A 25,559-nucleotide genomic window follows, 5' to 3' on the forward strand; every position below is an offset into this window, starting at 1 on the left:
AAGTTATACTTTCTTATTCAATTCCATTGCAAGCCGAATCATATCACGGCATACAATTCCATTTTCAATAATCTCTTCTTCATAATGCTTCGAAAAGTAATCAAAATCAATAGAAAAAATACGAAATCCACATTTTTGATATAACGCAAGTTGTGAAACGCTAGAATTACCTGTCCCAATTTCAATCTTGTACATGCCATATCCTTTAGCTGTTTCTATCGCATGCAGCAACATTTTCTTACCAATACCTCTCCCTTGCATATGTTCTACAACCGCAATATTCATAATTCCCATCGTCTTTGGTCTTGTTTCCAACAACACATATACACCAACCACTTTCCCCTCTACTTTAGCTACATATACCATTCCTCTCTGTATATATGTAGCCATTTGCCGCTCGCTTGGATCAGCAAGCAAGAGTAAAGACTTTGGCACATTATCTTTAGAAACACGATCTAATACAACATCCATAAAAATTCCCCCTTCTCCATTGTTCTAAACCCTCCTTGTCTACCATAAGTAATAGAAAGGAGGGATTCACCATGGACAACAATGAGAAAAAATGCAACGTCATCTCCATTGATGGAAAGAAAAAGAAGAGCGACACATATTCCTATCCAAAATTAGTAGTCGAAAACAAAACATATGAGTTTTCTTCATTCGTCTTATGCGGTGAAACACCAGACGGCAGACGCTTAGTTCTTACTCATATGATTTCTACTGATGAATTCGCAGGGTTCGTAAAATCTTTAGATACTGTATTACAAAAGAAAATTGAACGAATCTTTTTTTCATAGCGACTATATAACATAAATTTCTTTTTCTATTTCTATTAACTGCTTTTGAAGCTCTTCTTTACTTTGCTCATATAGTGTCACATCAATTGTTTCAGCTAAAGCAAATAATATACTTTCATAATATTTCTCAACATCTTGCTGCATCACTTTTTGGAATAAATCCCATTTTGTATCCCACTCTTGCTTATAATGATGAACGAATAAATCTTCTTCATCAGCTACATAGTTTGATACGAAAGGTTCTAGTACTCCTTTAGCGTCTTCTTGCATAAAAGCTTTATCATTTTTTTCAAAAAAGCTTTTCTCATTTTTAAAATGCGCTAGTGCCTTTTTGAAATCTTTTATTTCTATTGAAGGAAATGGCTCTTTATGTGTAATAACTTTATATTCATAATCTACTGTTCCGCCCAGAGAAATCGATTCATTTTCTCCTTTGCAGTTCACAACAATTTCATCCTTTGCACGCTTCATCGCTTCATCTATCCATCTTTCAAGGCGTAATGATGTCGCACGCATTTCTTGTAATAAATCATGTTGAATAAATGAAACTAATTCCATTACACACTGTTGCAACTGCGTTTTTACATTCCCCTCTGTTCGAAGTGATGCTGGATTAATAAATTCAGTAAACACATCGTTATAGCGCAAGAATAAGCGTTGTTGTACGTAATAAAGCAATTCTTTCACTTCATTTTGCATTGCTTGTTCTTCAGCCAGCACACTATATGACGAAATAATATGAAGTAGCTGATCACGCTCTGCTTCATATTTTTTTGTTTGCTTCGCTTTCTCATCATTCCCCTGCTTTGCGCCATTTATCATATTTACTAGAAGCTGATTTGCTCCTTGCAATGCACCATATAAAGCATGCACAGATACAAGCATTAAATCCCTCATCATAAAGGATGTAAATGATTCTTCAAACTTAGCAATCCCAGAGTTTTGTAAAACGCCATACTTTTCTTTGTCAATACTTTTCCCTTGTTTTTCCTCAAGCGCACATAAACTTGAAATTGCAAATAAACGTGGATTTCTAATACCATATTGCAAGAGCTGATCTGCAATATAACCTTTTACCATTTCAAGTTCTTCTTCAGACTCTGCTAAATCGGCCGCATTAATTAAGAAGAACATTTTATCAAGCGCAAACGTATCCTTTACACGACCGAGCTGAATTAAAAATTCACGATCTGCACGAGAGAAAACATGATTATAGTATGTTACGAATAAAATAGCATCCGCATTTTTAATATACTGGAATGCAACATCCGTATGGCGGGCGTTAATAGAATCAGCTCCTGGTGTATCTACAAGAGCTACTCCTTGTCTTGTTAAAGCACAATCGTAATAAAGCTCCATATACTCAACAAAGCATGATTTTTCTTCATTAGCTACATAATCAGAGAATTCTTCTAACGTTACTTGTACTTGTTCCCCTAAATGAGCGGCAACTGCCTCATATCCTTTTTGTACCGCTCGTAAAAAGCTAAATGTTGTTTTTTGCTTCCCGCTCGGTGAAGGATATTTCATAATTTTATCAATTTGCGTTAACGCTTCATCTAACGTAGTAATCTCATAATGAAACAGCTTATAAACAGCTTTCACATCTTCTAATAGTGCTTGCTTTGATTTAAACTGAACAATCACTGTTCCGTGTGGTTTTTCCTCTGTAACCGGCAAAATTTGATTAATCGTTGCTGTCGTTGGGTTTGGTGATACAGGAAGCACCTTTTCACCGAGCAATGCGTTAGCAAATGATGATTTCCCAGCACTAAAAGCTCCAAATAATGCTACTGTAAATTGCTTCGTTTCTACACGCTGTCTTTTTCCAACTACTTCTTGCTGTAAATGTTTCAGTGTAGGCAATGGATCTAATATTATTTCAGCTTTCTTCACTTTTTCTAATATACGCTGAATATTTAAAGCTGCCGTCCCTTTAATTTCTTCTTCACTAGCCATTTCGTTATCATTTACGATTTCTTGCTCTTGTAGCGTAAACTTCTCACTAACAATTTGTTTTTCACTTTGTAATATTTCGTCTATTCGCAATCCATCTGGTATAGAAATATGTTCATTCCAAACATCTCCTAAATAGCTCTCATATTCCTCATACGCCTTAATGTATTGTAATTTCGTTTCTTTTGCTGTTTGTAACATCGTGTATTTTTCAATCTCTTCTTCAATACGAGCAACTTCTATCTTCGCTTTTTTCTGCAATGTACCCGTACTTTTCCCAAAGATTTGCTGAGATTTCATAAAGTATCTTTTTTTCAACTCATTTGCAACATCAGCTGTATATAGAAGTAGGTAATCCCCGGTAAAGCCAGCCCCTTGTTTAATTGTTTCAGCCAATAATTCTGGCCCGAAAGCAATCTCTAGAGCATATATGTCCTTCCCAATTTCCTCTGTAAATAATCCCTCTTCTTTTAAGAAGGTTACAATGAATTCTTTCACATGAAAATCAAGTTGTGTTTCAACAGTCTTTTGAAGGGCGGAATGAAAAGCATCTACACGTCTCTGTTTTTCTTGCTCCGTCTTTCCCTTCGCAAATAGCAAACCAACTTTAAATTTCGTTAATTTCGTTTCTAAATACTCATTTGCCAATTCTCTCATTTCAAATGGCATTAAATACGCGTTATCTAATATAGCTTGTAAACCTTTAATAAATTCATTTCTTACATCAGATTCTTTACTCGATGCTCGATTTTTATTTTCAATTAACTCTTCCTTCTTTTCAACAATCTCTGAAATCAACAGCGGTGAGACTAATTCTTCCTCATATTTTATAAGCTGTTTTTCATTTTCAGAAAGAATAAATGAGAAATGTTCTTGCAGTAAATATTCTGTTTCTCGCTCCATTCCCTTACTTACATACTGCTCTTTTTCTTTCATGATAGAAGAGATTAGTACTTCTAAACTTTGAATCTCATTGTATGGATGATTCATCATTCGCAGTGATGTATAAAAAATACCATCTACTTCAATATCCCAGTTAGCAAAAGATTGTTTTACACTTTCTTTATACTCCTCAAAAGATAGTTCATTTTCTTTATGTTTATCTATTTGGTTTACAACAAGATAAACCGTTTTATTACGTTGTTTCAATTCTTTAACAAATTGTAAGTTTACTTCTGATTGGACATGGTTATAATCCATCATGTAAAAAATAACATCTGCAAGATGCAGTGTTGATTCTGTTGCTAATTGGTGAGCATCATCTGTAGAATCAATTCCTGGCGTATCAACTAACATAACTCCGTCAGGAATTGGTGCATCATTTCGATAAATATGAACACCAATTACTTCATCACCGTCTTTACATATTTGTTTTAATTCTTCTGCTGAATATGCGCCGTCATATTCATACTGTTCTCCAGACTTAATCGTAACAACAACGCGATCAGAACCTTTTTCAATTTTAACGACATTAGCACTCGTTGGAATTGGACTTGTCGGTAGTAATTGCGCTTTATATAGATGATTCATCATTGTCGATTTTCCTGCCGAAAAATGACCACAAAAAGCTATCATAAGCTGTTCTTGTTTATATTTTTGAATCACTTCAAACAACTTCAAACTATTCTCTGCATCTCCATGTTTTTGCCACTCTTCATAAAAACAAACAAGTTTTTTCATACCGTTTGTCTGTACTATGTTTGTCATCCCCTTGTTCCCCTTTATCCACGATGTATATACTTTATCCCGCTATTTGTGTGACAATAATCATTTAGGACTGAGTATCCCAATGATTACAGTTTCACTTTACTATCATACTAAATTTTCAGCATATTCTCATTAAAAATAAAAAAATCCCTTTCATTCTTTTTACAAATGAAAGGGATTTTATGTAATATTATTCATTTTGTTGTTCCTACTCCATTTAATACATACTTTGTAACACCAACATATATAGCAATCGTTCCTGCAACAAGTGCATACACCATATTAACACACCAACCTTTTTTTGATAATGATTATCACTTTTGAATACATTTTATCATTAAAGAGAATCATTATCAACAAATTTCTAAAAAAGAAAGCTCCTTCGGGAAAAGGAGCTTTACTGCCTGTTTTAAAGAAGTTTAAAACTTGTTGTGCACTCTTATTATATCTCATCCTACATAACTTAACAGTTAAAAAAATTGGAAATATCCCCTATACCCTCCATCTTACATTTTGTATAATAAAAGGGAATTACTTAACAAGGAGGAAAAAAATGACACAAAATCTTACACAAGGCGAGAGGATACACTCCATCGATATCATTAGAGGAATAGCTGTACTAGGTATTTTTCTTGTTAACTGGCCAATTATCGCCGGGGTTGACTCACGTGATATTACAGGGATTTACGAAGGGATAGACAGCTATATTCGCCTATTTTACGATATGTTTATTCAAACGAAATTTTATACAATCTTTTCGTTTTTATTCGGATTAGGTTTTTATATTTTTATGAATCGTGCTGAGGCGAAAACAGATCGCCCAAAAACTTTGTTTGTTCGCCGCTTACTTATTTTATTATTATTCGGTTCCTTACATTACGTTCTTTTATGGGACGGTGACATTTTACATACTTATGCAATTACCGGGTTTTTCTTATTTTTATTTTACAAGAGCAAGCCACGTACTATTTTAATATGGTCAATTGTACTATTAAGTTTCATGCAATTGTTCACATTATTAGGTTCTCTTCTCATGTCATTAGTGCCGGTAGATGAACTAGGCCTTTCCACAGCCATTATGCCGGTAGAAAACTGGGGCTTACAAATTACAGACAGATTCCATTCTTTCTATTCTGAAGCAATAAGTAACAGTCTTATTATGCTTCCTGAAACACTAGGATTGTTTTTACTCGGATTATATGCCGGTAAAAAAGACATTTTCCGCCGTGCTAAAGAATTAGATCCAAAGCTTAAAAAATGGCAAATCATTATGTTCATTTTAACATTACCGATGTGGTTTATTATGATTTACTTCTTTATGAACAATCAACCATACACACCATTTTCACTTATGGGTATTACGATGATAAGCGGAAAAACATTATTCATCTTCTACATTGTCACGCTAATGCGTTTATTACAAAAAGAAAAATGGCAAACATTATTACGCCCATTTCAATACGTTGGACGAATGGCATTAACAAATTACATCTCGCATACAATTGTTACATTACTTGTATTCGGGCTATTGTTCAAAAATGATTATCTTGCTCCATTATGGGTTGGACCACTATTTTGCATTAGTTTCTACACGTTACAAATCTTTATTAGCCGCTGGTGGCTTTCTCATTACCAATACGGGCCACTTGAATATATTTGGCGCCTTGGTACGTATGGGAAAATGATGCCGATTAAAAAGAAAAGCAAGGTCTCATAATGAGACCTTGCTTTTCAGGCTGTGGAGAAAGTCTTCTCCACAGCCTGTTTTTGTGTCTGAACCTCTTTTTATGTGTCAACACTGATAAAAAAGAGGAAAAGGAGAGATTTCTTATGATGGGTGCTTTAAAAAATCATCGCGATGAACGTGTATCTGTTTCTGTAGAAGAGTTAGTTCCACAAGATCATTTCCTTCGTGCGATTGAAGCGACAATTCGTTTTGATTTTATTGAGGAGAAGTTACGCCCTTATTACTGTGAAAACAATGGACGTCCGTCAATCCATCCTATCGTTTTATTCAAAATGATGTTTATTGGATATTTTTATGGTATTCGTTCTGAGCGTCAATTGGAAAAGGAGATTAAAACGAATATCGCCTACCGTTGGTTTTTAGGGTTTTCTCTATCAGATACTATTCCAGATCATTCTACAATCAGTTGGAATCGCCGTACCCGTTTTATTCATACAAATATTTTCGAAGAAATTTTTGATGAGATTGTGAGGCAAGCGACGGAGAACCGGATGGTGGGAGGACGTGCACTGATGACAGATTCTACACATATTAAGGCCAATGCTAATAAAAATAAATTTGTACATAAATATAAAAAAGAAAAGGCAAAGTTTTATATAGATGAACTAGAAGCTGCGGTAATCGAAGATCGTGAGGTACACGGAAAAAAGAATTAAAACCTAGAAAGGAAAGTGATACCCCTACTAAAAAAACTCGTATAAGCACTACGGATCCAGATAGTGGATTTTTAATGAGAGATGGAAAACCGAACGGTTTTCATTTCTTAGATCATCGTACAACTGATGCGAAGTACAATATCATTACAGATACCTATATAACGGCTGGAAATATGGCAGATTCCGAGCCGTATTTAGCACGTCTACAAGCTCAAATTAATAAATTCGGATTTAAGGTGGAAGCTGTAGCTCTTGATGCAGGCTATTTTACAGGTTATATCTGTAAGAAATTATCAGAAAGAAATATATTTATGGTGATGGGGTATCGCCGATTTGGAAAGCGAAATAAAGAAGTACCGAAAAGCCAATTTAAATATGTAGAAGAAATGAATGCATTTGCTTGTCCGATGGGATGTATTTTAGAGTATGCGACAACGGATCGCGAAGGATATCGTCAATATAAATCGAATCCAGAAGACTGCGCTGTTTGTCCGCTACGTGAGGTGTGCTTTTCAAAGAAACAGAAACAAAAAGTTATCACTCATCATGTATGGGAGAAATATAAAGATATCGCTAGAAAAAACAAGCTAACAGTTACAGGGAAAAAGTTGTATAAAGTACGCTGTTCAACTATAGAGCGAAGCTTTGCGGACGCCAAAGAACTCCATGGCTATCGATATGCTCGGTTTCGGGGGCTGAAGTCTGTCCAAATGCAGGCTTATCTCACCTCAGCTTGTCAAAATATGAAAAAAATAGCCCTCCATCTGACCAAAAAGGGTCTGGTGGAGGGCTATTTTTCTAAATTCTATTATTTTATGTTGTTTTCATTTGCTAAAATCAAAAAGATTTCAGAGTGTTGGGAACCCTAAAGGGTTTCCCAACACTCTGAAAAGCAAGGTCTCATAATGAGACCTTGCTTTTTTACGCTTCTCTTACCGCACTTTGCATCGAAACAGGCTCTTCTTTTACTTTCACTTTACGCTGCGGCACCATATTGAATACAATATTTAAAAGTACTGCTGATGCACTTCCTAGAACAATTCCGTTATCTGTTAAAATACGAATGCTTTCCGGAAGTTGTGAGAATAATGTAGGAACGACCGTAACCCCAAGCCCGATTCCGACAGAACATGCAACAATCAATAAGTTTTCCTGTCTTCCAAAATCAACACTACTTAACATTTTAATACCATATGCCATAACCATACCGAACATTGCTAACATCGCACCGCCAAGTACTGATTTCGGAATAATTGTTGTAATGGCTGCAATTTTAGGAATAAATCCAAGAACGATTAACATACCACCGCAAGTATAAATAATAACGCGATTTCTTACTCCAGTTAATTGAACAAGCCCTACGTTTTGAGAGTATGTTGTATATGGGAATGCGTTGAAAATACCACCTAATACCATCGCTAATCCTTCTGCACGATACCCTTTTGTTAATTCTTTTTCACCAATCTTTTTATTACAAATATCAGATAATGCAAAGTATACACCTGTTGCTTCTACAATCCCTACACAAGCAACGAGAATCATCGTAATAATTGGTGTTAATTCAAATGTTGGAGTACCGAAGTAAAATGGTTGAATACCGTGGAACCAATCAGCCTCTCCAACAGCTTGCAAACTTACTTTCCCCATAAAAGCCGCAACGATTGTACCGAACAATAGACCTAGTAAAATAGAAATTGAACGAATAAAACCATCAAAGAAACGATACATAACGATGATAAATAATAATACACCAAATGCTAACGCTAAGTTCTCAAGACTACCGAAATCCTTGCTTCCTACTCCTCCAGCCATATCATTAATAGCGGCTGGAACAAGTGTAACTCCAATTACTGTAACAACAGATCCTGTTACAACAGGTGGGAAAAGTTTTACAAGTTTCCCGAATAGCTTTGCAAAAATAACAACGAATAATCCAGCAGCAATAATCGCTCCGTAAATAGAAGACACACCGTATTGTTTTCCAATTGCAATCATCGGTCCAACAGCTGTAAATGTACAACCAAGTACAACGGGAAGTCCAATACCGAAAAAGCGATTTGATAATGCTTGTAAAATTGTCGCAACGCCGCACATTAATAAATCAATTGAGACTAAATATGTTAACTCTTTTTGATTTAAACCAAGTCCACCGCCCACAATAAGCGGAACGATAATTGCGCCCGCATACATCGCAAGCATATGCTGCATACCAAGCGATGCGATTTTAAATGGATGTTGCTTCATCGTTTATTTCACCTCCGCAGTTTCTTGCTGTACAAATGTAACTGTGCCGTTATCAAGTGATGCAATTTCTGCTAGTGATTCAACACGAACACCCTGTTCACGCAGCTTCTTTCCTCCATCTTGAAATGCTTTTTCAATAACAATGCCAATTCCCGCAATACTTGCTCCAGCTTGTTCTACTAAACTCATTAAACCTAGGGCAGCCTGACCATTTGCTAAAAAGTCATCGATAATTAAAACACGATCATTTTCATCGATATGATTTCGAGATAATGAAATCTCGTTCGTTTCTTGTTTTGTAAATGAATATACGTTTGCAACGTACATATTATCTTGTAACGTTAACGATTTACGCTTTCTTGCAAAAACTACTTTTACACCAAGTTCTAATGCAGCCATAACTGCTGGTGCAATGCCTGAAGATTCAATCGTCACGATTTTTGTAATATTATCTTCTTTAAAACGTTTAGCAAATTCTTTTCCGATTTCTTGCATAAGTACTGGATCAATTTGGTGATTTAAAAACGCATCTACCTTTAATACGTCACCAGATAAAACCTTTCCTTCGTTCAAAATCTTTTCTTGTAATACTTTCATGTTTGTTCCTCCTCTTATGCAATAAAAAAACTCCAAAAGCCGCCACCACTCGTTACAAGTGAGAGACGCGCTTTTGGAGTTTCGCAAAAAAAGAATGCTAAACAAGCAAATATATTCGTCCTCACTCATAGTCAAAGTATTTACGGTACTTCGGTAGAAACTTGCAGGCCATATCCCCGCGATTATATGAGTGTAGCTAACTATTTATTTTATAGATGGATTATAACGTACTTTTTGTACTTTGAAAAGCATTTATGAAAAAAACACGTACAAATTTTATAAAAACACTATTTTCGTTCGAGTTTTGCAAACTCTTACATTCGCTATTACAGCATCGTTAAAATGACTGGTCCATCTTTTGTAATCGCAATTGTATGCTCATATTGAGCGGATAATTTCCCGTCCATCGTTCTTGCAGTCCATCCATTTAAATCTACTTTTGAATATCGCATACCTACATTTACAATCGGCTCAATCGTAATTACCATTCCTTCTTGTAGTTCTGGCCCTTGTCCTCGTTTACCAAAATGAAAAATTGCTGGCTCTTCATGAATCTCTTTTCCAATCCCATGTCCTGTAAAATCTCTAGCGACAGAAAAACCTTCAGCAGCTACATAACTTTCAATTGCATATCCAATATCTCCTACATGATTACCAATTTCCGCCTGATCAATCCCTTTGTACAATGCACTCTCAGCTACTAACAATAACCTTTCTGCTTCATTAGAAATATCGCCAACTGTATATGTCCATGCAGAATCTGAAAGCGCATCATTTAAGTTTACTACCATGTCAATTTTCACAATATCACCTTCCTGTAAAGGTACATCACTCGGGAAACCGTGACACATTTCATCGTTTACAGATGCACATATTGCATATGGATACCCGTTGTAACCTTTCTGTTCAGATGTAGCACCATGATCTCTTAAATACATTTCAACAAACGTATCAATTTCTTTTGTAGTTATACCTGGTTTCATCATTTTCGCAATTTCTTTATGACATGAAGCAAGTAATTTCCCAGATTCATGCATCAAATCTATTTCATTTTTCGTTTTGATTGTAATCATTCTACCTCTCCTTGCTAAACTTGCTATTTGCTACTAATATTCAATCATACACATCCTCTTCCAAAATTTCAAAACTTCTAATTACAACAAGTACAAAAAACATCATTTCTTTCTACATCAAAATAAAAAGCAGAAGAGTACTCTTCTGTTTTTTAATCTTTTTTACATATATAATCCATCTTCAAAAATTCAAAACAACTACCGTTCGTCTTTTGAACAAACGTCCCAACCGCTTCAAACCCTGCTCTTTTATACACTTTAATTGCTCTTTCATTAAATGTCGCTACTGATAGTGTTATATAGTTACAACCATATTTTTCTTCACTAAAATCTAGTCCAGCTTTTACGAACTTTAAACCGAATCCATTTCCAGTTATATTAGGTCTCATTCCTAGTCCGATATCAACCGTTCGACTATTCATTCTGCAAAAGCTAAAAAAGCCAATAAGAGTACCATTTTCCTTCACAGCAAATGTGTCGTCCCCTCTACTCTCATCATGTAAAAATTCAGCTAAATCTTCTTGATCTGCCTCTATATCATAAAAAGAATACTCCCCTTCATAATGCCAGTTGTATGCAATTTCTTCCGCTTCCGTTTGCGACATTACTGTAAACATATAGCCCATTTCCCTCACTCCCTCATAAAAAAGAGCTGCAATTAAGCAGCTCCTGTTTTATAACTCATAAATCTCTTTATATTTAGCTTCTAAATAATCAGCTAAGTAGTTCGCATTTAACCCTTCACCTGTTACATCTTTTAAAATTTCAAGTGGCTTTTTCGTTTTACCATATTGGTGAATGTTTTTTGTTAACCATTCACGAATTGGTGTCACATTCCCTTCTTCTAGTAATGCATCGAAGTTCGGAATATCTTTTAACATTCTTTGTTTAAATTGTGCTGCGTACATATAACCAAGTGCATAAGATGGGAAATAGCCAAATGAGCCGCCAGCCCAGTGCACATCTTGCAATACACCTTGTGCGTCATTCTCTGGACGAATACCTAAATACGTTTCCATCTTATTATTCCACGCTTCTGGTAAGTCCTTTACTTGCAATGTGCCATCAAATAATTCTTTCTCAAGTTCATAACGAACCATAACATGAAGCGGGTATGTAAGCTCATCTGCTTCTATACGGATGAATGACGGCTTCGATTCGTTAATCGCATCATAAAACTCATCGACTGATATATCATCAAATTGACCATCGCTATACTCTTTTAGTAAATCATAATTTTTCTCCCAGAATGACTTATTACGACCGATAAAGTTTTCAAAGAATAATGATTGCGATTCATGAATCCCCATAGATGTTCCACTACATAGCGGTGTACCTTCAAATTTTTCTGCAATATTTTGTTCATATACAGCATGACCACATTCATGAATTGTTCCAAACACGGCCATACGGAAATCTTTTTCATCATAGCGTGTCGTAATACGAACGTCCCCTCTATTTAATGTAATCTCGAAAGGATGTACTGTTTCATCAAGACGGCCTGCTTCAAAGTCATAATTCAATTGCTTTAATAGTTCTAATGTAAAGTTCTTTTGTTTTTCTTTTGAAAAATGTTCAGCTAAAGCATTTGTTTTTAATTCTTTTTTAGACTCAGAAATTTCTTTTACGAGCGGAACGATACGCTCACGCAATTGACCAAATACATGATCTAATACTTCTACTGTGATTCCTGGCTCATACATGTCTAATAGTGTATTATATTTATATGTTTCGTAACCCCAATATGTAATAAATTTCTTTTTGAATTCAACAATTTTCTCTAAATACGGACGGAACATTTCGAAATCAGATTTTTCGCGAGCTTCTTCCCACACACTTTCCGCTTTCGCTTCTAATTTCACATACGCTTCGTATTCAGCTTGTGGAATTTTCTTATTTCTATCATATTCTTTACGACACTCTTCAACCATTTTCTTTGTCGTTTCAGAAAGTTTATCTTCACGTATTAAAGCTTCTAACTCCGTTAAATAGTTTCCCATCTCATCTGAAGTCGACATAGCAAACACTTCTGACGAAAGCATACCGATTACTTCTGAACGCTGATCCACACCTTTTTTTGGTGCACCTGTTCTTAAATCCCAAAACATTAAGCTTAATGCTTCTCCGTAATTCTGAATCTTCTTCACATATGTTAAAAATTGTTTTTCTACCTCATATGTAGCAACTGTCATCGTATAAAAACCTCCCTTTTCTACCTCAAACTTAATTCGACATGGAAATCTAAATTCCTTTTATAATAGAAAAAAAGCTTGGCAAGCGCCAAGCTTTTTCCTTATAATTCTTTAGCTTCTACTGGTAGTACATTTTTCACTGCTGCAATCACTTTCTCATCTTCTGTATCAGATAAGAAGATTGATATAGCACCTTTATCGTCGCTCGTACGAATTAAACGCCCAATTCCTTGGCGAAGACGTAAAATCATATAAGGCACATCTACATCCCAGAATGGATCATTCACATGTTTACGCTTCGCTTCAAACACAGGGTCGTTTGGAGGGAATGGTAATGACCAAATAATAACATGTGATAACGATGAACCTGGAATATCTAAACCTTCCCATAAATGAACGGCACAAAGTACAGTCTCTTCTTCATTTTGGAAACGAGAGACGAGCTGACTAATTTCTTGATCTCCTTCATATAAGAACGGAACTGACATTTGCTCTTTACTTACATATTCTTTGAACGCTGCAAGCTCTTGCGTTGTACGGAATAATACAAGTGTACGTCCATTTGTTTTCTGTATATTTTCAAGTGTATATTGACACTTTCTTTCCCATTCGTTTTCTTTCGTATGCAATAGTAAGTTTACTGCCATTTGCTCTTCATAATCAAATGGTGAAGCAACTGAGAATGATAAATAATCTTTTACCCCTAAGCTATTTGCTGTAAATGCGAATGAATCGTTGTTAGATAATGTAGCAGAAGAGAAAATATACGGAATCTTCTTTGAGAATACTTTCTCTTGTAACACTTCTTCAACTGCACGCGGCATAATAACTAATGTGAAAGCTCCATCACCTTCTTCACCCCATGTAATTACATTTTTCTCATGCATGAACAGACGAAGTGAATGTTCTAATACATCTAAATGTTCATCAACGATATTTAAGTCATATGTGTTTACTGTATGCATTTCACTTTCAAATACTAATGCGTCACCGACTTCACCGATTTTTGCGTAAAGTCTATTCGCCTCTGCAGTTACCTTTTCTGTCACAGTAATTTCTAAACGATCAGAACCGGCAATTTCCTTTTTATTCTCTTGTAACACATCAAAGAATCGCTCTGTTTGCCAAATTGTTTCTTCCACTAAATGTGCAAACTCTTCACGAATATCGTTTTGTAACAATCTCGTTAAAAGTTGCTCCATCATCGTTTGCTTTAAACGATATGTTAAAGCTTTTTGAGCTGCATACTCTACAAGATGTCCTTCATCAAACACAACGCAGCTACTTTCAGGCAGTAATGGGATTTGTCCTTCACGTTTACGAGCATCGTACGTCCAAATATGATCCATATAGAAGTCTTGGGAGCAAATGATTAAATCTGCCGCTTTACGATAATGTTCACGAGAAAGAGTTTGTCCACAACGATGACGAGAATCACAAGTGAAGCAATCTTGGAAATAATCCCAATTTATTTTTGACCATTCCTCATCATTTAAAAGTGGAAATTCTTTTCTGTCACCATAGTGAGTAAAGTTTTGCATCGTACCATGATCAAATACAAACTGTGGTAATTCATAATATACGTCTTCAATTACTTCTGGAGCACGTCCACTCATAACATCTTCTAGTTTTCGTAAACATAAATAATTATCCATTGATTTCGCAAGTCTTACATCAACAGATAGTCCTAATGCTTCAGATAACTTAGCAATGTCCCCTTCTTCTTTCACAAGCTGCTCAATTAACGTTTCATCTGCACAAGCGATAATAGCTGGCTTTCCAGTATAACGTGCATAACAAATTGCATATAGAAGATATACAATTGTTTTCCCTGTTCCTACTCCCGCTTCTGCGAACATAACTTTTTTCTCTTGGAAAGCGCGCTCTAACTGAAATGCCATAAAAATTTGTTCGTCACGCTCTTCAAAGCCTTTTTCCGGAAGGATGTCGTAAAACACATCTCCAATCCACTCATTCAACTTATCATAAAAATTATCTTGTTTTCCTACTTCAAATGGTAATCTCTTCTCAGTAAACATCCTTAGCCTCCAACCAAACAGTTTTTCTATAAAAAGATATAGCAGCTGTTACACATATGTATACAGCTACTTTCCCCTGTTGCAATACATAGAAATACACGAAAAAAAATTTCCCTTTCGAAAAAGGAAAATTTTTTTCTATATTAATGACTTTAAATACCGTTTATCAATCGCTGTTTCATGTGAAAGAGCTGATAAATATTCTTCTTGTGCTTTTTGTATTTCAACTACAATTGCACCTTGACTATCCACTTCTTTTCCGATCTCATCATACGTACGGTGAATAGCTTTTTGAATCATTGATAATTGGAAACTATCCATATCACTTCCTCCTTTACGCATTACATAATAGCCAGTATATGCGTGCTGGAGGAGTTTTATACTATGAATTACGCGGTGGACGTTTTCCGAAGTATTGGTAGTAGTCTGTACGGATAAAACCGTTAAACAGTTTACGCTTTTTCGATGCATCTTTTCCGTAACACTTCTCAAATGCTTCATAACTTGTTAATAAATACATTGACCACGTATCTAATGGGCGGAATACCTCTCCCATTTCTTTATATAATTTTTCAACAAGTGCTCTTTCACTTAAACGTTCTCCGTATGGAGGATTCGTTACAACATAGCCATAATCCTCTTTTGTTGTGAAATCTTTTACTTGCATTTGTTTAAATGATATAAGATCTCCTAATCCAACTTCTTCTGCGTTATCTTCAGCGACTCTTATCATACGATGATCGATATCTGACCCAATGATCTGCAGTGGTTGATTATAGTTTGCCATATCTTCAACTTCTTGACGAGCCTCACGCCAGTTTTGTTTACCAACCCAGTCCCATTCATCCGACGCAAAGCCTCGATTAAATCCTGGTGCGATATTTTGTCCAATTAGTGCCGCTTCAATTGGAATTGTTCCAGATCCACAGAAAGGATCAACGAACGGACGATCAGGCTTCCAGTTTGTTAACTTAATTAAAGACGCAGCTAATGTTTCTTTTAAAGGCGCTTCACCTTGTTCAAGACGGTATCCACGTTTATGAAGACCCACACCACTCGCATCAATTGTTAACGTTGCAATATCCTTGAGCATTGCAATTTCAATACGGAATAAAGGACCATCTTCTTCAAACCAAGTTGTACGTCTATAAGTTGTTTTTAATTTCTCAACAACAGCCTTTTTAACAATACGTTGGCAATCTGAAACACTAAATAATGTTGATTTCAGAGATTTTCCGATAACAGGGAATTCTCCGTTCTCTGGAATGTAATCTCCCCAGTTTAACGCTTTTGTTTTTTCAAATAACTCATCGAATGTCGTTGCTTTAAATTCGCCGACTTTAATTTTCACACGGTCCGCAGTACGCAACCATAAATTCGTACGACAAATTGCTTTTTCATCCGCTTCAAACGTTACCTTTCCATTTTCCACTTCACATTCATAACCAAGATCGCGAACTTCTCGGGCAACTAATGCTTCAATACCCATTGCCGCTGTTGCAATTAAAGTAACTTTTCCCATTTGCATTCACCTCTTATGTATAATCAAACAATAATTAATAACATGTTGTCCTATTAATTATTACATATTACGAATTTTTTCTCATTTACCATTTTAACTCACAATTTATAACTTCATACAAATAAAAAGCCCTCCTCTAACAAAGGAGAGCTGAGTTATTTCATAGTTGGTTCATAACGTTCTGTAAGCCATGTTCTGTTCCTTTGTACTGCAAACGGCCCACGCCTCGTACTCCGGTGGTAATCATCTATCTACAGGTTACGAAAACCTGTCCTTTCCCATCGTTCATTTCCTTGGAAAAGATTCCCCTACCATTATTTGGGTTTCTCGCTCGTGGGGTTTACCTCGTTCCACTCCTATCATTTCTTCAAGGACTTCGTCACTGTGGCACTTTAAAGGTAGTCAAACCATATCCGAAAGGACTTAGGTTTTTTCCCTGCCGTTAAACTAGCCTTACAGCCAGAATACCCTAGCTTATGACTTGGCTAGGCACGAACACTACAGCCATCTCAGGCCGTGCGAGCATGGACTTTCCTCTACAACGTTGGCGTTGCAGCGATTACCCAAACGTTATGACAAACATTAGTATAGTGGAAACAAAAAGATTTTGCAATGTTTTTTTCTATGTAAACTACTTTAACCTTTTTGTTACCCTAATTTATTCGTATAACTTACTTCCAAATACAGCTTTTTCTAAATTAGATAGACGTTTTAAAATATCCGTATTCGTATTGTTATATACTGGTTGTGCAACTGGTGTTTGTATTGGTTGTTGCGGAACTTGTGTTGCCGCTACTTTCTGCTCTTCTAATTCACGTTTTAAACGAGCATTTTGTTGTTTTAATTGATCAAATTCCTTATGAAAAGCTTCATAATCTTTAATAATCATATCAAGAAACTTATCTACTTCTTCTTGTTGATAACCTCTCATACCTGTTTTAAATTCTTTTTCTAAAATATCTTTCGCTGTTAATTTAATTTTATCCGAAATCATTTTCTTCACCTCAAATTTTTGCCAAAGCTTTCATTAACTAAATTTTTTCAGAAACAATGCCTTTTGTCAATCAAATATGCGAATACAATATTACATATTAATCTGCATTATTCCACTGTTCCTCTTCCATTATATCTTGTAAATCAGAAAAAAGAATGAAATAACTGTGATAATTTTCTATTTCTCCTTTTTTCTTAGCCGCTTCTACTATATATTTAGGGCTCCCAGGCTTTTCTTCATCGTATACAGCTAAAAGTGCATCACTTTTTGCAATAAAAATTGATTCTTTAATTTAAATTGCTCTGGGCTTTCGTACTTCCGTTTCGTAATACTATCAATGTGATCTGCTTGCGAAAGAATAAATTCGTAATATTCACGGTTATCTTCCTTCCAATTTTCTTCTTGTTCTAAAAAAGGAGTAAATACCGCTAATTTTAAATCTGGATATTCTACTTGAATCTCAAAAACAACTTCAGCAGCCCATAATTCGACCCCTAACTGGCCACTAATAATAACCCACTCCAAACCATCTTCTACAAAAGCAGTTAACTTACGACGAAGCGCCTTTTTTATACATTCTACTCCTGGATGATCATTTTTAAAGATTCCAAGCTCAAATGGCTTATATCCTGTTACAGTAACAACTTTCATATCAACACTCCAATTACAAAAAAAGAACTAGCATTTCGCTAGTTCTAACATATCATTTACTTTTTAAATATTCCACCAACGTTTGGTCCGATATTCGGTCCGATATTTGGTCCAAACGGAGATACATTCGGTCCTGGTCCAAATGGTGACACGTTCGGTCCTGGTCCAAATGGAGATATATGATGCCCGTGGTGGTGATGACCATGACCACATGGTCCACATCCCCCGCCGAATCCACCACCAAATCCTGGATCACCAGGATCTACAACGTTTACATTCGAGTTTGTTTGTGGGAAGAAGCCTTGATTTTTAATTTGTTGATGGTGTACATGTGTTGTATGCGTTGGGAAAATGTGTGGCACCACCGTTGTTGAAAAAGAATGTGTTACGCATTGTTTTGTCGGATGAATGACAGGAGCAGTTGTACAAATAGGTCCTACAGGCTTATGCCCTCCAAAACAAGGATGACAATGATGCATAGTTTTTCTCTCCTCTCTCTTAAAAAAAATCTGACTACACTTTACAATATGAGAGAAGAGGTTAAGCCGCTTGTTATATACACCCATTTATTTCATAGAAATTTGACTATTGCCCTACTTCATACATAATACTATTATAGATACCCCCCACCATTATTTACCAAAAAAACCTCCAACTTGTTTCACAATACCCGTCACTTGATTCATTGCATTCATCATTTGCCCAGCTGTGTTCATCATTTTATTTACATCATAGTTGCCATCTGATGTTTTAAATTGGGAAACAAAACTAGAAAATTGACTCGGTTGCTGTTGTTGCTTTTGTTTATTCATAGTTGGATACGGTTGTTTTGGTGGATAAAACATCGCTTGTTGATTTCCATAGGGAGATGGTGGCGGCATATAATATTGTGAATTCACATAAGGTTGCTGTTGTTGATTCATATAGGGTTGTTGTGGTTGTTGTGGTTGTTGTGGTTGTTGTGGTTGTTGTGGTTGTTGCGGTTGATTCATAAATGACACTTCAAATGGTTGATAATAATTTTGATTTCCATAATGAGGTTCGAAAGGATACATATTATACCGTAAATATGTATCCTGATTATACTGGTACATATTTTGCTGTGCATATGGATTTGTTTGCTGATATACATTAGGTTGTTGAAACATGCATACTCTCCTCCTTCACATAAGTTTCTACATATAGAATATGTACCTATAAAATAAAATGTGTGACGGAGTATCTGTCTGTTTTTGTCGGAAGTTTAAATTTTTAAAAAAATTAGAAAGTAAACCCTTCCATGCTATGATAATAAGGAAGAAGATTCTCATGGGGGAGGAATCAACATGGTATTAGGGGATTTAAAACAAGCGTTTTCTCAAAAAAAGGGGTACTGTACAGAAAGTTCAAATGAACTGCTAGACTTTGCGAGACATTGTTATCTCGAAGGAAAAATATGCATCTCAGATTACCGAACATTAATACGTGAATTAGAAATAAACGGCGCAACAAAACCTACAACAGCGACAGAAGCCTAAAAAAACAAGAGGGTTTTCCCCTCTTGTTACTTACATTGATCTACGATATTTTGCAAAGTATACGAAATAGCTTGATGAGTTTCAAAGAAACGTTTACCTTTTCCCTTATTAACAAAACATTGTAGCACATTAGTTTGTAAATTCTCATACACTTGATCGATTTGTTGTACATGTATATACTTAGGCTGCTCTTCCTTTATCCATATATAAGCTAATTCTTTCCACACCTCTAGCTCCGCATCTACCATATCAACAAATGGCTTCATATCCTTATAAAAATCATATTCATCCATTTCTCTTTTCTTTACATTGGCTTCATCATTATACTGCATTAACTTCTCCGAAGACTGGATTAATGCTTCATATTTCATTTTATTCCCACCTTATTATGCACTCACTACGACGTTTTGAAATGTCTTTACCCAGCTCCCTTTTTCTTCGTGATGCACTAATTTATTTTCCATATGCTCGATATGCATTTCTGTTATTTCTATCTTATTGCATATTTTTTCAACTTTATCCTTCAATGCGTGATTCATTCTAATCCCAATATTCATTTCCAGCAAATCGAGAGAACTTAACATTTGATCCATTTTTTTCATAACATCTTCCTTCTGAACCATCGCCATATTTAAAACGCCCCCTTCTTTGCCTTTCCTTTGTCATGTAATTTCGCCGATTGATTGGTTACTCCTGCTCACATGACAAAACTAGTTGATATTCGTCAAAGAAATCATTTTGTATGCCATTTTTAGAAATGGTAACAATACAAAAAGGAGGTGTATTACGATGGCAAAAAATAAAAATGAAAAAAAGAAAAAACAAAACAAACAACAAAACAAACCTGAGACTGGTAATCCAAAGCTTGATGGTCCAAATTTCCCCGCTACATAAAGTAAAACTTTAATTAGTGAGGGTTTTGTTCGTCCCCACTGATTATTAGCCTTCACCAATCGAGCGTTTACGGGCAGTAAGGCTCCCACCTAACTTCTTTGCTCCAGCCGAATTTTGAGGTGGGAGTTTTACCGCCCACAAATAGCGGGATAAAATGACCCTTTAACCAAAGCGGCTTTTACAAATAACTAATTTCCAGTCTAACCTTCCCTATTTGCTTTCGATAAGTGCTGAGGTTAAAGTCGTACTGCCGGCAAATAGCGAAGTAAAAAGTAATTTATTGAAGAACATATTACTTTTAATCAAGAAGCCCCGCCTTCATGTAGGAAGGCGGGACTTTTTGATTATATCATGAACTCATCTATTCTTTTAACAAAACTACTTAATATAGAAAGAGTATGTATTTGTTCCCTCTTCATTCTATACCATTCTGTTATATTAATTCCCCCCTTTGGTTTTTCAAGTACAAATAAAGACTCCATTTCCATCCCTTCACTAAACCAATCTTTTTCAATTAATTTTTCGTGAGCGACAATAGCGTACACATCTCTAAGAGCCGGTGTACTTGATTTTCTAATCTCTCTTATATTGCATTCATAATCCATCCTTGATCCCGTATGCCTAGTTTGCAATGCAAACTTATAAAAAGAATCTTTATACTTTGAATGAAATAATAACCAAGCTAACTTCTTCCCAAGTTCTATACGTTTTTGTAACGTTTCAAATTGATAAACCGAAAACCCATACATTCTCCCTTCCATCATCGGAAAAACAACTGCACTAATGTGAAGTATTTCTTGAAATTTGAACACCGCCGTATCAAATACATGTTTTTGAAAGTATGTATTCTCGATTACTGGTTTTTGAATTTTATTTTGTTCATTAATAATAAGTGCCGTCATAAGCCTATTGATATCTTTTTCCTCCCAGAAATATGACCATTCTTTTTCCATAAAAATTGATATGTTGAAAAATTGCAACAAATGAAAGAGCGGCTCACATCGCCTTTTACTTTCTTCATACAATAATAGTTGAGGAAATGCATCTAAGAAAATGATCCAATTGGCTTTCTCATAACAAAGAAATAATCGTCTCTTAACTGTTTGAGGTAGAAGATTAGAATAATATTCTCCTTCTAAATCTGTCATATTCCATCCCCCATTCCTTGAGACCATACTTGCTAAAAAAGACCATCTAATTTCTTTATTTCTCAAATAATATTCTTGGTAAGATTGTGTACGTGAAATGTTATCTACGTTAGCTACATCCGTTCTCTCCTTAATATTAAGAACTATAGCTTTCTCCTCTTCTATACACAAAATATCCTTACGGTTTTGTTTAATTTTTTCGTAATCGTTCCAGCTAAACATGAATAAGTACCATACCTTTCTTGAAAAAGGTCACATCTTTTTTCATTTTTTGATATAATCACCTTTGTAAGTAATTCTTAACAAGTTGGGAGTGGACACAATATGACCATTCGTTACCCAAATGGAAAAAGGTACGATCAAGCTTCACAACCTCATAAAACACCAATAAAAAAACATACTTACAGTAATAGAGGTATGTCCCTTGAAGAGGAATTGAATGAAACCAATCAATATTACTTAACCCATAATATTGCATGCGTACATAAAAAACCTACACCTCTTCAAATTGTAAAAGTAGATTACCCCGCTCGAAGTGCTGCAGTGGTAAAAGAAGCGTATTTCAAACAACCTTCTACAACAGATTACAACGGTGTATACAAAGGGAAATACATCGATTTTGAAGCAAAAGAAACAAAAACAAAACCAGTTTTCCACTTCAAAACTTCCACCTTCATCAAATTGAGCATATGAAGCAAGTAATCGCTCATAATGGAATTGCATTTGTTATTATTAAATTTACACTTTTTGATGAATTTTATTTATTAGATGCAAAACATATTATTGCATTTTGGAATCGTCAAAATACTGGTGGACGTAAATCGATTACAAAACAAGAAATAGAAGAGCATGGATCTTTATTATCATGCGGTTATCACCCTCGAATTGATTATATCCGCGTACTAGACACGGTTTATTTTTCGTGATAGAGTCATCACTAAGGCTCTTTTTTCGACTTTTGGGGGAGAGAATGAAAGGTAGGAGAAAGTATAATGTCAGATAATTATCGTTCTCGTACAGAACGAAATCATGTAAAAAATCAAACGAAAGAAACAAATAAAGAAGAAAAACCAAAGAAAAAAGGTTCCTTTTTCAAGAAATTCCTTATAGGTTTTCTACTTCTTAGTATCGTCGGACTCGTTGCCGGCGTTTCAGCTTTCTTTGTTATGGTAAAGGACGCTCCGAAATTAGACAAATCAAAACTTGTCAATCCTTTATCAACAAAATTCCTTGATAAAAACGGGAATTTCTTCTATGAATATGGTGCTGAAAAACGAACCCATGTTACATATGAACAAATTCCAAAAGTAGTTGAAAATGCCTTCCTTGCGACTGAAGATTCACGCTTCTATGATCATAGTGGAATTGATTTTAAGCGTACTACAAAAGCAGTTATGGAAAATGTCACTGGTGGTTTTGGATCACAAGGTGGTAGTACAATTACACAGCAAGTAGTTAAAAACTATTTCCTAACAATGGAAAAAACAGCAAAGAGAAAAGTGCAAGAATGGTACTTATCTTATAAATTAGAGCAACAGTACTCTAAACATGAAATTCTAGAAATGTACTTAAATAAGATCAACTTAGGTAACCGTTCGTATGGTATTGCAACTGCAGCAAAAAAATACTACAACAAAGACTTAAAAGACTTAAAGTTACATGAAGCTGCAATGCTCGCTGGTTTACCCCAAGGTCCTAACATTTATGATCCAACAAAACCAGAAAATGTTGAACGAGCAACAAATCGTCGTAATGTTGTACTAACATTAATGAATCGTCATGGCTACATTACAAAACAAGAAATGAACGACGCTATGCAAATCTCTGTAAAAGAAGGTCTTCTTCCATCTTCAGATGCAACTGAAATGCCTTATCAAGCATATTTAGATGCCGTTTTCAAAGAAGTAGAAAAAGAGATACCTGATGTGAATATTGGCTCTGATGGTTTAATAATCCATACAAATCTTGACCTTGAAGCTCAAGATTATGCAGATAAAATAATGGATGGAGATCTTATTAAATATCCAAATGATCAATTCCAAGGCTCATTTGTATTTATGGATACGAAAACTGGAGAAGTTCGTGCAGTCGGTGCCGGTCGTAAAGAAAACAAATCAACATTTAAAGGACACAACATGGCTATCGATTTAAAACGTCAAGTTGGTTCAACAATGAAACCTATTTTTGACTATGGTCCAGCTATTGAAAATCTACAATGGTCTACGTACCATCAATTAAATGACTCAGAGTACACATACTCTGATGGTACAAAAATTAAAAATGCTACAAACAGTTATAAAGGAGATGTCTCCCTACGTGACGCACTAAAAAAATCTTTAAATATTCCTGCTTTAAAAACAGCTCAAGCGGTCGGGCTTGATAAATCAAAAGAATTCGCCAAAGGTCTAGGCATGACATTTAAAGATGATACTGTATTTGAATCAACTGCAATTGGTAGTAATGAAAGCTCTCCGTTAGATGTCGCTGGAGCTTATGCAGCATTTGGAAATGACGGTATGTACAATAAGCCTCATTTCGTTAAAGAAGTTATTTTCCCAGATGGGAAAAAGAAAACTTTAAGCCGAAAGAAAAACGAGCAATGCACGATTATACAGCTTACATGGTTACCGATGTACTTCGTGATGTTGTAAAACCTGGTAGTGGTGGTACTGGCCCAACGGCTTATGTTCCCGGTTTTGACGTTGCTGGTAAAACAGGAACACAAAACTTTGATAAATCTGTTATTAAAAAATACGATATTCCAGCAGATGCAAACAGAGATAGTTGGTTCGCAGGATATACGCCTCAATATACAATGGCTGTATGGACCGGTTATGAAAAAGATAGTGCAGAAAATTACATTGGAGATCGTTCTACTAGAATTGCTCAGCAAATGTTCCAAGTAATGATGAGCAAATTCGCTACAGATAAATCTAGTTTCGAGCGCCCTTCTTCTGTACAAGAATTAAATGGAGAACTGTACATTAAAGGTGCGAAAAAAGATGCAGTTAAAGAAATTAAAGTAGATCCACCTAGTGGCCTTAATGTCGCTTTCGATGGTGCTAGCACAGTGACGCTGAACTGGTCTGGACCATCATCAAATGTTGATGCATACGCAGCAAGCTATAAAGCTACTGACGGTTCTAGTGGTAGCTTGTCAGTAAGCGGTACGACAGCTACTCTTGGTGGTATTAAACCAGGTGTTACTTACAGCTTCTCTGTAGTAGCGAAAAAGGGTACTGGAACAAGTCCTGCAATTGGTGCATCATTCACTGCGCCTGGCGGAACTCCAGATGCGAAAAAAGCTGAGGAAGAGGCTAAGAAGAAGGCTGACGAAGAGGCCCAGAAAAAGGCCAATGAAGATAAACTAAAACAAGAAGAAGCTACAAAAAAAGCTGAAGAAGATCAGCGTAAACAACAACAACAACAACAACAACAACAACAACAACAACAGCAACAACAAGAACAACAACGTAAACAGCAAGAAGAAGCTCAAAAGAAAGCTGCTGAAGAAGAGGCTAAGAAGAAGGCTGACGAAGAAGCTAAGAAAAAAGCTGAAGAAGAAGCTAAGAGAAAAGCTGAAGAAGAAGCTAGAAAAAAAGCTGAAGAAGAGCAGCACCACCAGAATACCGGAGGAGATACACCTCACGCAGACGGAGATGTTGTTACATCAGAGTCTTAATAACAAAAAAGAAGTCTTACTCTTAACGTAGAAAGGAACGTACTTTTGTTTATTCTATTTCTTTAACTAACTGTAGCTTTCTTATTTCTAACTATACAACTACGTGCGTAACTTGTAATAATACGAATAGATAATTAACTACG

The 25,559-nt window shown here is 35.6% G+C and carries 21 protein-coding genes, 1 other RNA gene, 3 pseudogenes and 1 riboswitch; of the genes and pseudogenes, 7 read left to right on the plus strand and 18 right to left on the minus strand.

Annotated elements, in window-relative coordinates; all coding sequences use genetic code 11:
• Positions 1-3: 3 nt before the first annotated feature.
• Positions 4-471: a GNAT family N-acetyltransferase gene (locus CDB3_RS16400; RefSeq protein WP_128855252.1), complete on the minus strand. Its 468-nt coding sequence runs from the start codon at positions 469-471 to the stop codon at positions 4-6.
• A 71-nt stretch (positions 472-542) separates the two neighbouring features.
• Between CDB3_RS16400 and CDB3_RS16405 the strand changes: the two genes are divergently transcribed.
• Entirely contained in the window at positions 543-797 is a 255-nt protein-coding gene (locus tag CDB3_RS16405) for a DUF3931 domain-containing protein (RefSeq protein WP_000369740.1), read from the plus strand.
• Between the two features lie 3 nt (positions 798-800).
• Here the strand turns inward: CDB3_RS16405 and CDB3_RS16410 are convergent, their stop codons facing one another.
• Positions 801-4,460: a dynamin family protein gene (locus CDB3_RS16410; protein WP_128855253.1), complete on the minus strand. Its 3,660-nt coding sequence runs from the start codon at positions 4,458-4,460 to the stop codon at positions 801-803.
• Between the two features lie 553 nt (positions 4,461-5,013).
• Between CDB3_RS16410 and CDB3_RS16415 the strand changes: the two genes are divergently transcribed.
• Positions 5,014-6,177, plus strand: a complete 1,164-nt coding sequence (locus tag CDB3_RS16415; protein WP_128855254.1) for a DUF418 domain-containing protein — start codon at positions 5,014-5,016, stop codon at positions 6,175-6,177.
• Between the two features lie 113 nt (positions 6,178-6,290).
• A protein-coding gene (locus tag CDB3_RS16420; RefSeq protein WP_372708522.1) for an IS1182 family transposase occupies positions 6,291-7,732 on the plus strand; the annotation gives its coding sequence in 2 pieces (ribosomal slippage) (positions 6,291-6,852 and positions 6,852-7,732; 1,443 coding nt in all).
• Positions 7,733-7,784: 52 nt separating this feature from the next.
• Here CDB3_RS16420 and pbuX read toward each other — a convergent pair.
• The 13 genes and pseudogenes from pbuX to CDB3_RS16485 form a co-directional block, all read right to left on the minus strand.
• Positions 7,785-9,107 carry a xanthine permease PbuX gene (gene pbuX / locus CDB3_RS16425; protein WP_128855255.1) on the minus strand — a complete coding sequence of 441 codons (1,323 nt, stop codon included), beginning with the start codon at positions 9,105-9,107 and terminating at the stop codon, positions 7,785-7,787.
• 3 nt (positions 9,108-9,110) lie between these two features.
• On the minus strand, positions 9,111-9,704 hold the full coding sequence (locus tag CDB3_RS16430; RefSeq protein ID WP_097831691.1) for a xanthine phosphoribosyltransferase: 594 nt from the start codon (positions 9,702-9,704) through the stop codon (positions 9,111-9,113).
• Positions 9,705-9,812: 108 nt separating this feature from the next.
• Positions 9,813-9,914: riboswitch (purine riboswitch) on the minus strand.
• Positions 9,915-10,030: 116 nt separating this feature from the next.
• Complete coding sequence (locus CDB3_RS16435; RefSeq protein WP_128855256.1) at positions 10,031-10,777, minus strand: type I methionyl aminopeptidase; 747 nt, start codon at positions 10,775-10,777, stop codon at positions 10,031-10,033.
• Between the two features lie 152 nt (positions 10,778-10,929).
• Positions 10,930-11,403 (minus strand): GNAT family N-acetyltransferase, encoded by a 474-nt coding sequence (locus tag CDB3_RS16440; protein ID WP_128855257.1) that lies wholly within the window; start codon positions 11,401-11,403, stop codon positions 10,930-10,932.
• Positions 11,404-11,451: 48 nt separating this feature from the next.
• Positions 11,452-12,969 carry a carboxypeptidase gene (gene ypwA / locus CDB3_RS16445; RefSeq protein ID WP_128855258.1) on the minus strand — a complete coding sequence of 506 codons (1,518 nt, stop codon included), beginning with the start codon at positions 12,967-12,969 and terminating at the stop codon, positions 11,452-11,454.
• A 101-nt stretch (positions 12,970-13,070) separates the two neighbouring features.
• On the minus strand, positions 13,071-15,008 hold the full coding sequence (locus CDB3_RS16450) for an ATP-dependent DNA helicase (RefSeq protein ID WP_128855259.1): 1,938 nt from the start codon (positions 15,006-15,008) through the stop codon (positions 13,071-13,073).
• Between the two features lie 138 nt (positions 15,009-15,146).
• A complete protein-coding gene (locus CDB3_RS16455) occupies positions 15,147-15,329 on the minus strand; it encodes a DUF3921 family protein (protein ID WP_128855260.1) in 183 nt (60 codons plus the stop codon).
• Positions 15,330-15,390: 61 nt separating this feature from the next.
• Positions 15,391-16,530 (minus strand): THUMP domain-containing class I SAM-dependent RNA methyltransferase, encoded by a 1,140-nt coding sequence (locus CDB3_RS16460; protein ID WP_128855261.1) that lies wholly within the window; start codon positions 16,528-16,530, stop codon positions 15,391-15,393.
• A gap of 179 nt (positions 16,531-16,709) precedes the next feature.
• Positions 16,710-17,101: RNase P RNA component class B (gene rnpB / locus CDB3_RS16465), an RNA gene on the minus strand.
• Between the two features lie 87 nt (positions 17,102-17,188).
• Positions 17,189-17,524, minus strand: a complete 336-nt coding sequence (gene gpsB, locus CDB3_RS16470; RefSeq protein WP_128855262.1) for a cell division regulator GpsB — start codon at positions 17,522-17,524, stop codon at positions 17,189-17,191.
• 97 nt (positions 17,525-17,621) lie between these two features.
• Positions 17,622-18,175: pseudogene (locus CDB3_RS16475) on the minus strand (SLOG family protein).
• Positions 18,176-18,231: 56 nt separating this feature from the next.
• Entirely contained in the window at positions 18,232-18,654 is a 423-nt protein-coding gene (locus CDB3_RS16480; RefSeq protein WP_128855263.1) for a CotD family spore coat protein, read from the minus strand.
• A gap of 153 nt (positions 18,655-18,807) precedes the next feature.
• Positions 18,808-19,323 (minus strand): YppG family protein, encoded by a 516-nt coding sequence (locus CDB3_RS16485; protein ID WP_128855264.1) that lies wholly within the window; start codon positions 19,321-19,323, stop codon positions 18,808-18,810.
• 177 nt (positions 19,324-19,500) lie between these two features.
• On the opposite strand from CDB3_RS16485, the gene CDB3_RS16490 reads away from it, so the two are divergent.
• Positions 19,501-19,692 (plus strand): YppF family protein, encoded by a 192-nt coding sequence (locus tag CDB3_RS16490; RefSeq protein ID WP_000242654.1) that lies wholly within the window; start codon positions 19,501-19,503, stop codon positions 19,690-19,692.
• A gap of 26 nt (positions 19,693-19,718) precedes the next feature.
• Here the strand turns inward: CDB3_RS16490 and CDB3_RS16495 are convergent, their stop codons facing one another.
• On the minus strand, positions 19,719-20,063 hold the full coding sequence (locus CDB3_RS16495) for a YppE family protein (protein WP_097831700.1): 345 nt from the start codon (positions 20,061-20,063) through the stop codon (positions 19,719-19,721).
• Between the two features lie 15 nt (positions 20,064-20,078).
• Positions 20,079-20,321 carry a hypothetical protein gene (locus CDB3_RS16500; RefSeq protein WP_001252038.1) on the minus strand — a complete coding sequence of 81 codons (243 nt, stop codon included), beginning with the start codon at positions 20,319-20,321 and terminating at the stop codon, positions 20,079-20,081.
• Between the two features lie 85 nt (positions 20,322-20,406).
• Here CDB3_RS16500 and CDB3_RS32990 point away from each other — a divergent pair, with 85 nt between their 5' ends.
• Entirely contained in the window at positions 20,407-20,586 is a 180-nt protein-coding gene (locus CDB3_RS32990; protein WP_079999100.1) for a phage portal protein, read from the plus strand.
• Between the two features lie 344 nt (positions 20,587-20,930).
• Here CDB3_RS32990 and CDB3_RS16505 read toward each other — a convergent pair whose 3' ends face one another.
• Positions 20,931-21,956, minus strand: coding sequence for a DUF2515 domain-containing protein (locus CDB3_RS16505; protein WP_128855265.1), 1,026 nt, complete (start codon positions 21,954-21,956; stop codon positions 20,931-20,933).
• A 102-nt stretch (positions 21,957-22,058) separates the two neighbouring features.
• Here CDB3_RS16505 and recU point away from each other — a divergent pair.
• A pseudogene (gene recU / locus CDB3_RS16510) lies at positions 22,059-22,660 on the plus strand (Holliday junction resolvase RecU).
• 66 nt (positions 22,661-22,726) lie between these two features.
• Positions 22,727-25,416 (plus strand): annotated as a pseudogene (locus tag CDB3_RS16515) (PBP1A family penicillin-binding protein).
• Positions 25,417-25,559: the final 143 nt, after the last annotated feature.

This window comes from Bacillus sp. CDB3 (genome assembly GCF_002081505.1).
Classification (GTDB): Bacteria; Bacillota; Bacilli; order Bacillales; family Bacillaceae_G; genus Bacillus_A; species Bacillus_A cereus_AT.